The following is a 14826-nucleotide window of genomic DNA, read 5'->3' as shown; positions in this document are numbered from 1 at the left end:
TCGCGTGTCCCCCGTACTTCAGGGCCAGCGGGTCGGACCGGAACAACGGGAGCGCCCCGCCTGCCGTGCCGAGGAGGAGACCCGCCGCATGACCGCACCCCGCACCGCCGCCCTCGTCGCGATGACCCCGCTCCTGCTCACGATGTGGGCCGCCGGACCCGCCGCCGCGCACGGGGCGCCGACGGATCCGGTCAGCCGGGTGGTGGCCTGCTCCCCCAGCGGAGGGCAGCAGGCGGAGTCGGATGCCTGCCGGGCGGCCGTCGCCTCCGGAGTCGCCGCCTTCGACAACCTGCGCCTCGCGGGCGTCGGCGGCCGGGACCGGCAGGTCGTCCCGGACGGCGAGTTGTGCAGCGGCGGCCTCGACGCCTACCGGGGCCTCGACCTGGCCCGCGCCGACTGGCCCGCGACACGGCTGACGGCCGGGGCGGACCTGACGCTCACGTACCGGTCGACGATTCCGCACACCGGCACGTTCAAGCTGTATCTGACCAAGAGCGGCTACGACCCGACCAAGCCGCTCACCTGGTCCGATCTGCCGTCCCAGCCCTTCGCTACGGCCACCGACCCCTCGCTCGTGAACGGCGCCTACCAGATCGACGCGAAGCTGCCCGCCGACCGGACGGGGCGCCAGCTGATCTACACGATCTGGCAGAACTCGAGTACGCCGGACACGTACTACTCGTGCTCGGACGTCGTCTTCGCCGGGGCCGAGGAGAGCGGCGGGGGTTCGGACGAAAGCGGCGACGGCGGCGGTGGCGGTGGCGGTGCGGAGGACGAGGCCGCAGATTCCCCGGCACAGAAGCCCGCGGAGTCACCGACGAAGCCCGCGCCGGCGGAGGTCCCGGGCACTCCCACGCCCGCGGAATCCCCGGCCGAGGTCACCGGCACGCCGGTGCGACCGTCGGACGACGTGACCAGCGCACCCGGCCAGGCGGTCTCCTCCCCCAGCTCCGACGACGGCAGCCAGGCCCTGGCCCTGCCCCTCATCGCGGGCGGTGCGGCCGGGCTCCTGATCACGGCGGGCGCCGCGTTCACCCTGCGGCGGCGCCGATGACGACCGTGACCCTGGCGGTACGAGCCGTGCGGTTCGCGGCGGTACGAGCCGCGCGACGCCTGAAGATCACGTAACCGCCGACACACGCGGTAGAGCGTGCCCCGAACGGATGGTGTAGCGGGCTACACCATCCGTTCGGGAGAGCACTCCCTCGTGACGGCGAGCGGGCTGGGCCATTGTTGATCACAGAGGTTCACAGCCCCCCGTCCAGAAGGAAACGCCCCATGAAGTCGCTGCTCTCCACGGCCACCATGAAGTCCGTCCGGACCGGCGCCGTAGGCAAGATCGATGTCGTCGATGTCGAGCGTCCCGTCCCCGGCCCCAAGGACGCCCTCATGCGCATCCGTGCGTGCGGCATCTGCGGTACCGACACCCACTTCCTCCACCTGGGCGGCATCCCCTTCGGCCCCGGCGGCTCCATGATCTCCCTGCCCCTGGGCCACGAACCCGCCGGCGAGATCATCGAACTCGGCTCCGACGTCACCGGCCTGAAGGTCGGCGACCGCGTCGTCGTCAACCCCCAGAGCGCGCCCTCCGGCATCATCGGCTGCGGCGGCGCCCACGGCGGCATGAGCGAATACCTCGTCATCGAGGACGCCGTCGTCGGCAGGAGCGTCGCCGTCCTCCCCGACACCGTGCCCTACGCCGTCGCCGCCCTCAACGAGCCCATGGCCGTCGCCCGCCACTGCGTCAACCGCTCCGAGGCGGACCCCACCGACAAGGTCGTCGTCTTCGGCGCCGGACCCATCGGCCTGGGCGTCACCATCTGGCTCAAACTGCGCGGCGTACAGCACGTCACCGTCGCCGACGTCATCCCCGAGCGCCTCGACACCGCCCTCGCCGTCGGTGCCGACGCGGTCATCAACTCCGCCACCGAGGACATCACCGCCCGGCTGACCGACCTGCACGGCCCGGCCGCCAACGCGCTGGGCCAGCCCCGCGCCGGCACCGACATCTACATCGACGCCGCCGGCGCCCCCGCCGTCTTCGACGCCACCATCGCCGCCGCCAAATGGGGCGCCAAAATGGTCATGGTCGCCGTCCAGAAGAAGTCCGACTCCATCGACCTCGGCGGCATGCTCCGCAGCGAGCTCACCCTCATCGCCTCCCAGGGCTACCCCACCGAGATCTTCGAAGTCACCCCCGACATCGCCGAACACCACGAGCGCTTCGCGAAGCTCATCAGCCACCGCGTGCCCTTCACCGATGTCCAGCACGCCTTCGAACTGGCCCTGACCCCCGGCGCCGCCGAGAAGGTGGTCGTCACCTTCGACGACCGGCAGTAGAAGCGCCCGGGCTCAGCGTTCCGTCTTCTGCAGAGCCGGTTCGGGTGTCCGGTCCATGACTTGGCCGTCGGTGTCGCCGTTGTGGTGCTTGGCCCGCTGAATCTGCTCGTAGACATGGGCACGCAGTTCGGCGAAGCGGGCGCTGGAGCGGGTGTGCAGCTGGTCGCGTTCGTCGGGGAGGTCGATGGTGAGGTCCTCCAGGACGACGGTGGGCGACTTGGACAGGATGACCGTGCGCTGACTGAGGTAGACCGCCTCGTCGATGTCGTGGGTGACGAACAGGACGGTGACGCCGAGTTCGTGCCACAGGCGCCGGATGAGGTCTTCGAGTTCGGCGCGGGTCTGCGCGTCGACGGCCGCGAAGGGCTCGTCCATGAGCAGGACCTTCGGTTCGTACGCGACGGCGCGGGCGATGGCGACGCGCTGCTGCATACCTCCGGACAGCTGCCAGGGGTAGGCCTGGTGGGCGTCGGCGAGGCCGACCACCTCCAGGGCGTGGTCCACGAGTTCCCGTGTCCGTGCCTTGCCGAGCTTCTTGCGGCGCAGCGGCAGGGCGACGTTGTCCCGGACGTTCATCCAGGCGAACAGGGAGCGGCCGTACTCCTGGAAGACGACCGCCATACCGGGCGGGGGCCCGGCGACCGGCCGTCCGTCCAGGCGCACCTCACCGCGGGTGGGAGCGAGCAGCCCGGCCATGCACTTCAGCAGGGTGGTCTTGCCGCAGCCCGACGGCCCGACCAGGCACACCAGTTCACCGGCGTCGATGTGGAAGTCCAGACTCCGCAACGCCTCCACGTTGCGGTGCCGGCCGGTGTAGATCTTCTGCAGGTCTCGTACGTCGAGCATCGACGCCTCCTTGGTGCACGGGTCCGGTGGAACGGCCTGTCAGGGGTTGCGCTGGGCGCGGCGCAGGCCGTGGTACCAGGCCAGGGCGCGGTTCTCGGCGAACCGGAAGAGCAGGGACAGGAGGAAGCCGAGGATGCCGAGCAGCAGGACGCCGCTCCACATCTCGGGGATGGCGAAGGAACGCTGGAACTGCACGATGGTGAAGCCCAGGCCGTTGCTGGCGGCGAACATCTCGCTGATGACCATGAGGATGATCCCGATCGACAGGGCCTGGCGCATGCCCGTGACGATCTGCGGGCTCGCCGCACGCAGCACCAGATGCCGCAGACGCGCGGTGCCGGTGATGCCGTAGGACCGGCAGGTGTCGCTGAGCACACCGTCCACGGCGCGGACGCCCTCGACGGTGTTGAGCAGGATCGGCCACATGCAGCCGCTGACGATGACGAGCACCTTCATGGTGTCGCCGATGCCCGCGAACAGCATGATCACCGGCACGAGCACGGGCGGCGGGATGGCCCGGAAGAGTTCGAGGACGGGTTCCAGGACGTCGCGTACGGCCCGCCGCATGCCGACGAGGAGGCCGAGTCCCACGCCGACGACCACGGCGAGGAGGTAGCCGGCCGTGAGGCGCAGCAGGCTCGGCACGACGTCGGACAGGAGCCGCTCCGCCGTCCAGACGTTCCCGAAGCTCTCCAGGATGGTGGCCAGCGGCGGGAAGTAGAAGTCGGTGCTGTCGGCGGTGGTGTACCACCACACGGCGAAGAGGACCGCGGGCAGGCCCAGAACGAGCAGGCCGCGTCCGAGGACGGTGCGGACCGTCATGCGGTCACCTCCACGCGTACGGACTGGTGCCAGTGCAGCGCCCGTCGCTCGACGGCCCGTGTCACCAGGTTGACGGCGACGCCGAGCAGTCCGGTTACCAGGACCAGGGCGTAGACCTGCGGTACGGCTCCGGACGTCTGCGCGACGGCGATCTCGTGGCCGAGTCCGGGTGCGCCGATGACGAGTTCGGCGGTGACCGCGAGGATCAGTGCCACGGTGGCGGCCAGCCGTACGCCCGTCATCACGTACGGCAGCGCGGTGGGCCACATGACGTGGCGCAGCCGTCCCCAGGTGCCGAGCAGATAGCTGCGGGCGGTGTCGTCCGCGACCGGGTCGACGTCCTGGATGCCGGCCAGGACCTGGACGAGCACCTGCCAGAAGGAGGCGTACACCACGAGGAGCAGCTTCGACCGGAGGTCGGTGCCGTACAGCAGGACCGCGACGGGGATCAGGGCGACGGACGGGATGGGGCGCAGGAACTCGATGGTGGAGGCGGTCACCGCGCGCAGCGCGGGTACGGAGCCGATGACCAGTCCGGCCAGCACGCCCGCCACGACGGAGAGGGCCAGGCCCAGGCCCCATCCGGTGAGGGTGTCGCCGAGCGCGGTCCAGAACGTCTGCTCGGCGAGCAGGTGCCACAGGGCGCGGACGGTCTCCGAGGCCGGCGGCAGGTAGTCGGCCGATACCAGGCCGGTGTGCGGCAGCACTTCGAGCACTGCGACGAGTCCGGCGAGCCCGGCCAGGCCGCGCAGTGGCGTGACGGCCCGGTCCGGGAGGCGCCGTACACCGGCGGGGGCGGCGGGGGGACCGCCGGGACCGGTGTCGGTCCCGGCGGTCTTCGCCGGCACGGGGGTGGGGACGGTTCGGGTCATGAGAACAGCGCGTCCAGGTCGGGCTTCTTGTCGCCGAAGATGCCGTCCTGCTCTCCGAGGGAGGCCAGCTTCTCCAGGGAGGCCATGTCGACCTCCGCCGGCCAGCCGGGCAGCGTGAGCTTCTCCAGGACATCACCGCTGATCTTCGTGTACGAGGTGAGGACCTGGCGTGCCTCGTCCGGGTGCTCGGAGGCGTACTGCAGCGACTCGGTCATGGCCTCGCTGAACTTCTTCACCAGCTCGGGGTTCTGCTGCGCGAGCTTGGTCGAGGTGAAGTACGTCGCCAGGGTGAGCTTGGGGTCGGTCTCGACGAACGGCCAAGCCACGACGCGGGCGCCCTGCGACTTGGCGATCGTCATCGCGGGTTCGCCCATCCAGGCGGCGTCCACCCGGCCGTCGGCCACCGCGGCCGGCATCTGGTCGAACGGTATCTCCACGAACTTGACCTCGGACGGGTCGCCGCCGGCCTGGCGCACCGACTCACGGACCGTGGTGTCCCCGATGTTCTGCAGAAGGTTCACCGCCACCTTGCGCCCGGCGAGGTCCTTGGCCGACTTGATCGGGCTGTCCTTCTTGACCGCCACACCGGTGACGTCGGCCCCGGCCTTGCCGTTGGAGGCCGCGCCGTTGACCACGGACTTGATCGGCACACCCTTGACCTGGGCGATCATCAGCGACGTGGTGTTGCTGAAGCCGAACTGGAACTGATCGGACACCACTCCGGGGATGATCGCCGCGCCGCCCTGGGCGCTCACCATCTCCAGGTCGAGGCCGCGGCTGCTGAAGAACCCCTTCTTCTCGCCCAGGTAGAGCGGGGCCACATCGACGATCGGAATGATGCCGACCTTGACCTGAGTGGTCTTGCTTCCGCCCGAGGGCGACGAACCACTCTCCGCCGGGTCCGACGACCCGCATCCGGCCGCGCCGACGACCGTGATCACTACTGCGGCTAGCCCGAGAATGCGCCTTTGCATGGGCCCCTCCTGATGGAAGCAACTAATGTTGTGCATTTTCTTGACGGCCGCAATGTACACACCTATCTTCGCGCTGTCAGTAGTCCGCACAAGAGAGGCTCCGACAGACGGCTTCGGTCCACCCGCCGCAAGCCCACGGCCCGCCGAGAGGGAGTTCCGTCTGTGACCTCGCCCATCCCTCCGACCGGGACCGGGACCGACTCGGGACCTCAAACGCGCCCGCAGTCGCTGATGTTCGCCCTCTTCGGCGGTTACGTTCTGGAGGAGGGGCCCGGATACGTGTACTCGGGCAGCATCATCGATGTCCTCGCCCGTGCCGGAGTCGGGGAGCACGCCGTCCGGTCCACCTTCACGCGCATGGTCAACCGAGGTCTGCTGCGGCGTCAGCGCCAGGGACGCAGGATGTACTTCGGCCTGACCGCCCAGGCGACACAGATCCTCTGGGACGGAAAGAAACGCCTCTGGGAGACCGGTGCCGTCAACGACGACTGGGACGGCACCTGGACACTGCTCGGCTTCTCGCTGCCCGAGTCCTGGCAGCGCCAGCGGCACGATCTGCGCTCCCGGCTCACCTGGTCGGGCTTCGGCGCCCTGTACAGCGGACTGTGGATCGCCCCCGGTGACATCGACGTCTCCGGACTCGTCGCCGAACTCGGCCTCGCGGCCCACGTCAAGACCTTCCACGCCACGGCCGGCGAAGCCACCGACATCAGTCTGATGATCCGTGACACCTGGGACCTGGACGGCGTCGGCGCCCGCTACGCCGACTTCGACGAGCGCTGGTCCGGGTGGCTCGGCACGGGTTCCGGAGACCCGCTGGGCACCCGGCTGCGCATGACCAGCGAATGGCTCGACATCATCCGTACGGACCCACGGCTGCCCGCCCGGCACCTGCCCTCCGACTGGCCGGCCCGGCCGGCCCAGGCGACCTTCCACCGCATCGCGGAACGGACGGAGGCCGCCGCCCGCCGGATGGCCACCGAACTCCTGGAGACCACAGCCGTGCAGGCCTGAATCCCGGTGTACGGCATCCGCCTGGGCACGGCATGGACATGGGCATACGGACCGGGTGTGGCGCCCCGGACGAGGATGGTCCGGGGCGCCGGCGCCGCGGTGGCCGCTTTCTTACACCGCGGTGACGCCCTCCCCGCCGGACTCGGCGAAGGAGGGCCGTCCGAACCAGAATGACCTGTGGGGCTGGTGTGGCAGTAGCGATTCGGCCACCACGTCAGGTTCTCGTAAGACCTGCTACCGGCCCCTGATCAGTCCGACGACTCGTGGAACGTCTTCAGGACGGTCCTCAGCGCCTGCTGGTTGCCCGGCCTGTCCCAGTCGGCGGCCGGGGTCGTCCAGCGGAGCGAGAAACCCTGGCCGTCTCCGATGACGAAACCCCGGCCGAAAGTGCGTACACGCGTGCCGTCGAACTCGGCGAGCCACTCCATGTCGGCGGCCTTGTGACCTTGATAGGTCGTCGCCCGGATGTCGCCCAGCCTGTCGTATCCGTCCAGCCGTTTCAGCGGGGGCTCGACGACGTCCCGCCACACGGCGACCGGGTCCGAGCCGACCCGCTCGCTGAAGGTGACCGCCAGGGTCCGTGGATCGCCGTCGGCGCCGAAGACGACCCGGTAGGAGAGGTCGTCGCCGTCGGTGCCGAGGCGCTTCCAGCCCTTGGGGAGGGCGACGGTGAAGCCTTCCTTCGCCGTGTAGACGCGGAAACCGGCCGGCAGGCCACCGGGGGCGGGGTCCGAGGGCGACGCGGTGGCGGTGGCCGGGGACGACGGTGTGGCGGAGGCAGACGGGGACGCGGTGGGGCCGGCGGTGCGGGGCGGGTCCTTGGTCTTTTCGCCCCCCTCGCCCTCCTCGCCCGTAGGAGTGGGAGCAGAGGTAGGCGTGGTCGGGGCGGCGCGGGAGGCCGTCGCGCCGGACGCGGAGGAATCGTCCCCCGAGCCTTGGCCGGTCGCGGCGAGGGCGGTGACCGTCACGGCGACGGCGGCGACCGCGACGCCGATGAGCGTGGCGCGGCCGAGGTGCCGTCCGCCCCGGCCCCGGCCCGCGAGGCGGCGAACCGACACACGCGACTGCGGAAGCGCCTGCTGTGCCGCCGCGGGGTCCTCGTCGACGATGCGGATGAGGGCGTCGCGGACGACCCGACCGGTGAGCCGTTCCCGGGGGTCCTTACGGAGCAGCCCTTCCACGGTCCCGGCGAGCGGGCCGGCGCGCCGCGGGGTGCGCGGCGGCAGCCGGTCCACCGCCTTGAGGGTGGCCTCGGGCCGGCCGCGGTCACGGAAGGGCGGGCGCCCCTCGGTCATCGTGTAGAGCAGCGCGCCCAGGGTCCACAGGTCCGCCGACGGCTCGCACGGCTCACCGCGTGCCTGTTCCGGCGAGGCGTACGCCGGTACGCCGAGCCGCTCCGACGGAGCCACGTCCGCCAGGCCGAAGCCGGTGACGACCACGCCGCCGTGGTCGCGCACGAACACCTGGCCGAGGCTGAGTTCACCATGGATGATGCCCTCCCCGTGCGCGGGCTCCAGCACGTCGAGGAGGTCGAGCCCGATGCGGGCGGCCAGGACGGGGTTCAACGTGCCGTGCTGGCCGAGGAGTTCGCCCAGGGGTACGCCGTCGATCCACTCGACGACCGTCCACAGCGTGCCGGACTCCTCCACCACGTCGACGACGGTCGCCACCCCGTCGGGGCACAGCACCCGCATCACCTCGGCCGTGCCCATGATCCGCGCGATGGTCCGCTGCGCGGAGGTCCCCGCGGCGTCAGGCGGAAGCTGCGTCTGGATCAGCAGCCGCGGACGCGCACACCCGATGTCCTCGCCGTACCAGCAGACGCTGCTCACTTCGCGGTGGACGACCTCGTGGAGGCGATACCTCCCGGCGACCAACTCATGTGCGGCGGCATCTGCGTTGCCCATTGCCATCCCTTGCTGAACCGGTGCTCTCGTCTTCCTTGAAGTACGCAGAGCGCTACGGCCTGTGTTCAACGAATTCGTAACCTCTGTTTCCCGGGTACACGCCAGGGGTGGACGTCGTACGGAACGACGTCCACCCCTGGTGTGTCATTAGTGAGCGATGCGGTCAACGAGCCGCATCACTCACGAACTCGGAATCAGCTGCACCGGCGTCCGGTGTTGATGCACTGGACCATCTTGTTCGTCACTCGCCCGTCGAAGACGTTGATGAAGTCACCGTGGTCGGTGACCGGCTTGTGCTCCTGCTCGGGGAAGCCGTCCAGGGAGAAGAACGGACGGGTCTTGCCGTTGTCCTTCAGGCTCGGCGCGTCCACGTCGTACACGAGGCGCTGGACCAGCTGCGGAATGGCCTTGAAGCCGGCCGCGCAGTTGCCGTTGGCGTCGGCGAAGGCCACGTGCGTGCGGTGGTTGGCGCTGTCGATGTTCTTGCCGTCCCAGCAGCTCTGGAACTTGAAGGTGCGCACCACGTCGCTGCCCGACGGACAGAGCGGGTACTTGTCCTTCAGCTGCACCTTGTTCTCGAAGCCGGTGCAGCTCCAGGAGGCGTTGGCGTTGGCCGTGCCGTTGGTGAGCGCCTTGGCGTCACCGGTGATGATGCGGAGGAACTTGGGCATCGCCACCACCTTGCCGCGCGGGCTGCCCACGAAGTCCAGGGTGGCCTTCTTGGCCGTGAGGATCCGGCCGGTGTTGCCCTCGGCGCCGCCGCCCTGCAGTGCGGCGTCGAACTCCTTGGTGCCGTCCTGCAGTCGCAGCACAGGCCAGTAGTACGAGGACTTGTCGCCCTGGTTCTGGCAGCTGGTCTTGGCGTTGGCGAAGTCCTGGTCGCTGGTGAAGGCGTCGTTGTCCTGGTTGCCGACGTAATCGTGCATGTGGTGTGCGCCGTTGGTGACACCGGGCGCCACGATGACGTTGTCGGAGTTGTACAGCTTGTTGGCGTTTACCCCGCACTTGGTGGCGAAGACACCCTTTGAAGCCTTCGCCGACCTGCGCGGTGTGCTCACGTTGGCACGGACCTTGGTGATGTCCACGAAGTCGGCGGCGACGGGCCCGTTGCCGGCTTGTCCGGCGTCGCCGTTGCCGCCGCCCTGACCGGCGGTGGGCTGGCCCGAAGCGGGCTGGCCCGAGGGCTGGCCGGCGGCGGGCTGGCCACCGGTGGCGCGCAACGTACAGGGCGCCAGAGCCTCAAGTCCCTGCGGCTTGGCGGCCACCCGGCCGATGGCGATGACGATCCGGTCGATCGTCGCCTTCCGCTTGTCCTTCAGCGGACCCACGATCGCGTTCTGCGCGAAGTTGGCGTCCTGCTGGATCGCCCGCTGGGAAGTGGAAAGGCGCTGATAGGCCTCGGACACCTGCTTGTCGAGCAGCGCCAGTTCCTTGTCGACCTGGGACCTGGCCTGGGCGGGAACCGCCTTCAGCTGCTGGCCGACGTCGGGACAGTCGATCGTGGAGGACCCCGCCGCCAGCGCCTGGTTCTGGCCAGAACTCTTCGACGCGCCGGTTTCGTCGGCCGAGGCGTAGATGTTGGCCGCCACAAGTCCACCGGCTCCCAGGGCCAGAGCGACCGCCGCGCCCACCGCCCGGACGGTGGTCTTCGATCTCTTCCGCGTGTTGTGTCTCATGAGGCCTCTCTGAACATCCTCTGAACCGGCAGGACTTCCGGTGTGGGCGAAGCGCTCTCTGATACGGATGCGCGCGCCGGATGTTCAGCGAAATCTCAGATTCATGGTTTTCTCCACCCACAAACAGGGCATTGTCACGCGATTTAGGCCGACCGGGCGGGAACGCTCAACGCACCCGGCCACGCGGTTTGAGCGGGACGGGCGGGAGTTCGGGGGCAGCCAGCGGGGCGCCGTCGTAGCCCACCACCTCGCCGAACCGGGAGCCCGCCATCCAGTCCGAACGAGCCTGTTCGATGTCCGCCTGCGACCGCCCGATGAAGTTCCACCACATGATCAGCTCCTCCTCGAACGGCTCACCGCCGAGGAGCATGAGACCCGCGTCCGACTCGGCACGCAGGGGCAGTTCGGTGCGGCCGCAGCCGAGGTAGAGAATGGAACCGGGCAGCAGCGGCACACCGTCCACGTGGGCCTCACCGGACATGGAGAGCACCGCGTACTCGAAGTCAGGCTCCAACGGGAGGCGAACGTCGGCTCCGTGATCAAGAGTCAGGTCGGCGCCGACGATCGGGGTGTACGTCGTACCGGGTGAGGCCGCGCCGTCGACGCCGCCCAGGATGAGCGTGGCCCGGAGCCCGGGAGCGGTGACGACGGGCAGGTCGCCGTGGTGCTCGAAGCGCGGGTCGGTGTGGCGGTGACTGTCGGGCAGCGCGACCCACAGCTGCGCACCATGGAGGAAGCGGGCGTGCGACTTGGGGCTCTCCTCCGAGTGGCTGATGGCCCGGCCGGACGTCATCAGACCCAGCTCACGCGGGCGGATCGCCTGGAGGCTGCCCGTGGAATCGCGGTGCAGCACCTCGCCCTCGTGCAGCCAGCTGACGGTCTGCAGCCCCATGTGCGGATGCGGCGGGACCTGCATACCGGGCTCGTCGGCGATGTCGTCGGGCCCGTAGTGATCGATGAAGCACCAGGCGCCCACCATGCGCCGGCCGAGGTTGGGCAGCAGACGGCGGACTTCACTGGACTCGCCGAACTTGACCCGGCGGGGGCTGAGGAGTTCGCGCACCGGCTCCGCCGCCACGAAACCCCGGCCGCCGCACAGCGCGGGAACTGCCTCGCGATCAAGATTGCTCATGGCCCACAACCTAGACCCGCCGAGGACGCTCCGTCAGGCCATCCACCGGCCCGTCGACGGCCACTTGGCTCAGCACCGGCGCATGCGCGGCAGATACTAGCCATGTACATAATAGCCATGTACGGTATCCGGCATGAGTACGAACCCCGAGGGTGCGACGCCCGGCTTCCTGGTCTGGCGCCTGTCGATGAAGTGGCGGGTCGCCGTGGACCGGGCGGTGGCGCCCTTGGGCCTCACCCACGCGCAGTACTCGCTGGTGGCGTCGTTGTACGGCATGCACAGGGCCGGACGCCGCCCGAGCCAGCGACAGCTCGCCGACCACACGGGACTCGAACCGCTGTACGTGTCGAAGCTCGCCCGAGCCCTGGAGACCGCCGGGCTCGTCGAGCGCACCAGGGACCCCGCCGATCCGCGCGCGATGCAGCTGTCACTCACGGAGGAGGGGCGCGAGGTCGCACGCCGCGCGATCAAGACCGTGCGAGGGCTTCTGGAGCAGCTGCTCGCCCCTTTGGGGGGCCTGGACGGTCAGCGCACGAAGGCTTTCAGCCGCGAGTTGGCGACCCTGCTCGACGTACCTCTCGATCCACCGACAGAGAACGAGACGGAGCAGTCATGACCACCAGCACATCCACCGCACCCATCGCACCCACCACCAACGGCCGGGTCATAGGCCTGGCCCACTACGCGGGCCGCGCCGTTCTGGAGCGTGTACTCGCCCGGACCGGCAACACCTTCCACCAGTTGGTGACCCTCAGGCTCGTCGCGGTCGACGACGCCGGCGCCATCGAGCGTGACCGGCTGGCCGCCGCCGTGACCGGTTCACTGAAGATCGAGGAGTCGGTCGTGCAGGACACCATCGACGAACTCACCACGGCGCAGCTGATCGAAGAGGTTCCGTCGGCGAAGCCCGGCCTGCGACTCACGGACGCCGGCCGGGAACGCTACGCACGGATCACCACCGAGACCGACGAGGCGTCCGCCCGGATCTACGCGGGCATCCCGGCCGAGGACCTGGCGACGACGGGCCGCGTACTGACCCTCGTCACCGAACGGGCGAACGCCGAGCTGGCTCGCGCGTGACCGGCCGCCGGACGCAGAGCCCCGTACGTCACTTCGCCGCTTCGTACGTTCGCCTGCCGCGGCGGTACGCGATCTCGCCCAGGGCCACGTCCACGACGATGAAGGCGGCCAGCGAGATGCCGAGGAGCGGGACGAAGTAGCCGACGACGGCGACGGTCGCCATCAGCGGGACGAGGACGGGTGCGGGGACCTGCTGCCAGGCGCCGCGCGGGACGGGGCGACCGAAGGCGGTGGCGCGGCCGCGCTGCCACCACATGCGGTAGCCCCACAGGATCAGCAGGATCAGGCTGAGGGCGAGGCCCATCAGCGCGATCTGGTTGACGATGCCGAACAGCACTCCGGTGTGGGCGTCGATGCCCCAGCGGGTCAGCTTCGCCAGCACCGGGTAGTCGGCGAAGCGCACCGTGTCGGTCACCTCGGCGGTCGCCGGGTCCACGGCGGCGGCGTCCTGCTTGGTGGGCCAACTGCGCTGGACCTGCCGCACGACGTACGCGGACGAGGCGTCGGCGGGCACGACGATCTCCACCGGATCGCCCAGGTCCGCCGCTCGCGCGGCCGCCAGCACCTTGTCGAGGCCGACTCCGTGCTCGGCGTCGGTGTCCGCCTCCGCGTCGGCCCCGGCGGATCCGTGGCCGGAGTGCTCGCCGCCCGCGGCCGCCGAGACCGAGGGAGTGGCCTGGCCGAGCGAGGTGCGCAGTTCGTCGATGTTCGCTCCGGCGTACGCGGACCAGGTCAGGCCGGTCGCCGAAAGGAACAGGAACCCGGCCGCCGCCCAGGCGCCGATCGTGCCGTGCAGGCCGAGCGTGCGGCGGCGCCCGTTGGTGCCGCGTACCTTGCGCTGCGTACGGCGGCGGCTGAACCACAGCGTCAGACCGCCGGCCGCGATCACCCACAGCCAGCTCGCGGCGAGTTCGCTGTAGAGCCGCCCGGTCTCGCCGAGGTGCAGATCGCGGTGCAGCTCGTCGATCCAGGTCCGCAGCGGGAGCGCACCGGTGGAGCCGTACTGCTCAAGGGCTCCGCGCACCTTCCCCGTGTAGGGGTCGACGAAGACGGCGAGGGTGTGGTCGGCGCCGACACCCGGGACCCCGGACAGCAGCACCCTGGTGGTCGCGTCGTCCTCCGGTGAGGGGCGCACCACGGAGACCGTGCCCTCCGGGTGGACCTTGCGCGCTGCGGCCACCTGCTCCGAGACGGGCAGCTTGCGTTCGCCGACGGGGACGGTCAGCTCATGGGCGTACACGATCTTCTCGGCCTGGAACGACGCCGCGTACAGCAGACCGGTCGTGGCGGCGATCAGCAGGAACGGGGCGACGAGCACTCCGGCGTAGAAGTGCAGCCGCAGTACCAGCGGGCGCAGCGGCGACCAGAGGCCACGTTTCGGGGAGGGGGTGACGGACTGCGGGGACTCGTCCGTCGTGGTCGAGGGAGCGGTGGACATCGGCTGGCTTCTCCGGTGGGGCAGGGGACGGGCCGTGCGGGGCCGTTGCGGTCCAGAAGTCGGCTGACAGGGGCGATGAGTTCCCGGACGCATGGGTGGCGTAGGTCACATCGCGAGTCGTCATGCGAGGGCTCCGGTCATCCGGAGGGCGGGAGAGACGGGCACGCCCCGTCAGAGAGCCGCCTCGCACACCGCACTCCCGCTTGGCATCCTGGCGAGATGGCAGCCCCCAGTGATCCCGCGTCTCTCAGCGAACAGGTGGAGGAACTTCTGTCCCACGCCGGCCCGTTGCCGATCGTCGCCGCCGGTGACCCGGTGCTGCGCCGCGCGGCCGAGCCCTTCGACGGCCAGCTGGACCCGGCGCTCCTGGCCCGCTTCGTCGTGGCCCTGCGCGACACGATGCACGCGGCGCCGGGCGTCGGGCTCGCCGCACCCCAGGTCGGCGTACCGCTGCGCCTCGCGGTCATCGAGGACCCGGCGCCGGTGCCGGACGAGATCCGCGAGGCACGCGGCCGGGTGCCGCAGCCCTTCCGTGTCCTGGTCAACCCGGCGTACGAGCCCGTCGGCCCGGACCGCGTCGCGTTCTTCGAGGGCTGCCTGAGCGTGCCGGGCTGGCAGGCCGTGGTGGCCCGGCCACCCGGATGATCGGGTGGCCGCCCCATTCGCGTACTGCTCTGCCGTGTGCCGTCCCGTGACGCGGGCGGCGTTGGCCTTACTTGCCCTTG

At 70.1% G+C, this 14826-nt stretch carries 13 protein-coding genes and 1 pseudogene; 6 read left to right on the top strand and 8 right to left on the bottom strand.

From position 1 onward, the window contains the following. Positions 1–88: 88 nt before the first annotated feature. Complete coding sequence (locus AB0I18_RS25640; protein ID WP_363107905.1) at positions 89–1054, top strand: lytic polysaccharide monooxygenase; 966 nt, start codon at positions 89–91, stop codon at positions 1052–1054. Between the two features lie 224 nt (positions 1055–1278). Beyond that, on the top strand, positions 1279–2340 hold the full coding sequence (locus AB0I18_RS25635; RefSeq protein WP_363107904.1) for a zinc-binding dehydrogenase: 1062 nt from the start codon (positions 1279–1281) through the stop codon (positions 2338–2340). 12 nt (positions 2341–2352) lie between these two features. On the opposite strand, the gene AB0I18_RS25630 is transcribed toward AB0I18_RS25635, so the two are convergent. From AB0I18_RS25630 to AB0I18_RS25615, 4 genes are read right to left on the bottom strand one after another with little or no spacing between them, the layout of a single operon-like run. Then, the gene (locus tag AB0I18_RS25630; RefSeq protein WP_363107903.1) at positions 2353–3186 is read right to left on the bottom strand and encodes an ABC transporter ATP-binding protein; all 834 of its coding nucleotides are present in this window, start codon (positions 3184–3186) and stop codon (positions 2353–2355) included. A 39-nt stretch (positions 3187–3225) separates the two neighbouring features. Beyond that, complete coding sequence (locus AB0I18_RS25625; RefSeq protein ID WP_363107902.1) at positions 3226–4008, bottom strand: ABC transporter permease subunit; 783 nt, start codon at positions 4006–4008, stop codon at positions 3226–3228. Continuing rightward, on the bottom strand, positions 4005–4880 hold the full coding sequence (locus AB0I18_RS25620; protein WP_363107901.1) for an ABC transporter permease: 876 nt from the start codon (positions 4878–4880) through the stop codon (positions 4005–4007). The genes AB0I18_RS25625 and AB0I18_RS25620 overlap by 4 nt, the downstream gene beginning before the upstream one ends. Continuing rightward, positions 4877–5854: an ABC transporter substrate-binding protein gene (locus tag AB0I18_RS25615; RefSeq protein ID WP_363107900.1), complete on the bottom strand. Its 978-nt coding sequence runs from the start codon at positions 5852–5854 to the stop codon at positions 4877–4879. Before AB0I18_RS25615 ends, AB0I18_RS25620 begins: the two co-directional genes overlap by 4 nt. A gap of 162 nt (positions 5855–6016) precedes the next feature. Between AB0I18_RS25615 and AB0I18_RS25610 the strand changes: the two genes are divergently transcribed. Beyond that, entirely contained in the window at positions 6017–6868 is an 852-nt protein-coding gene (locus AB0I18_RS25610; protein WP_363107899.1) for a PaaX family transcriptional regulator C-terminal domain-containing protein, read from the top strand. Between the two features lie 248 nt (positions 6869–7116). On the opposite strand, the gene AB0I18_RS25605 is transcribed toward AB0I18_RS25610, so the two are convergent. The 3 genes from AB0I18_RS25605 to AB0I18_RS25595 all read right to left on the bottom strand — a co-directional run bounded on the left by AB0I18_RS25605 (position 7117) and on the right by AB0I18_RS25595 (position 11583). After that, complete coding sequence (locus AB0I18_RS25605) at positions 7117–8775, bottom strand: serine/threonine-protein kinase (RefSeq protein WP_363107898.1); 1659 nt, start codon at positions 8773–8775, stop codon at positions 7117–7119. A 194-nt stretch (positions 8776–8969) separates the two neighbouring features. Beyond that, complete coding sequence (locus AB0I18_RS25600) at positions 8970–10451, bottom strand: DUF1996 domain-containing protein (protein WP_363107897.1); 1482 nt, start codon at positions 10449–10451, stop codon at positions 8970–8972. A 166-nt stretch (positions 10452–10617) separates the two neighbouring features. Beyond that, on the bottom strand, positions 10618–11583 hold the full coding sequence (locus AB0I18_RS25595) for a pirin family protein (RefSeq protein ID WP_363107896.1): 966 nt from the start codon (positions 11581–11583) through the stop codon (positions 10618–10620). Positions 11584–11716: 133 nt separating this feature from the next. Here AB0I18_RS25595 and AB0I18_RS25590 point away from each other — a divergent pair, with 133 nt between their 5' ends. After that, positions 11717–12199, top strand: coding sequence for a MarR family transcriptional regulator (locus AB0I18_RS25590; protein ID WP_363107895.1), 483 nt, complete (start codon positions 11717–11719; stop codon positions 12197–12199). Beyond that, a complete protein-coding gene (locus tag AB0I18_RS25585; protein WP_363107894.1) occupies positions 12196–12663 on the top strand; it encodes a MarR family transcriptional regulator in 468 nt (155 codons plus the stop codon). The genes AB0I18_RS25590 and AB0I18_RS25585 overlap by 4 nt, the downstream gene beginning before the upstream one ends. A gap of 28 nt (positions 12664–12691) precedes the next feature. On the opposite strand, the gene AB0I18_RS25580 is transcribed toward AB0I18_RS25585, so the two are convergent. After that, on the bottom strand, positions 12692–14101 hold the full coding sequence (locus AB0I18_RS25580; protein ID WP_363107893.1) for a PepSY domain-containing protein: 1410 nt from the start codon (positions 14099–14101) through the stop codon (positions 12692–12694). 219 nt (positions 14102–14320) lie between these two features. On the opposite strand from AB0I18_RS25580, the pseudogene AB0I18_RS25575 reads away from it, so the two are divergent. After that, positions 14321–14734, top strand: a pseudogene (locus AB0I18_RS25575) (peptide deformylase); the annotation flags it as partial. Between the last annotated feature and the right edge of the window lie 92 nt (positions 14735–14826).

The sequence above is a fragment of the Streptomyces sp. NPDC050704 genome (assembly GCF_040654355.1).
Taxonomy (GTDB): Bacteria; Actinomycetota; Actinomycetes; order Streptomycetales; family Streptomycetaceae; genus Streptomyces.
Note: the sequence above shows the minus strand (reverse complement) of the source record. Positions and strands in the feature narration are given on the sequence as shown.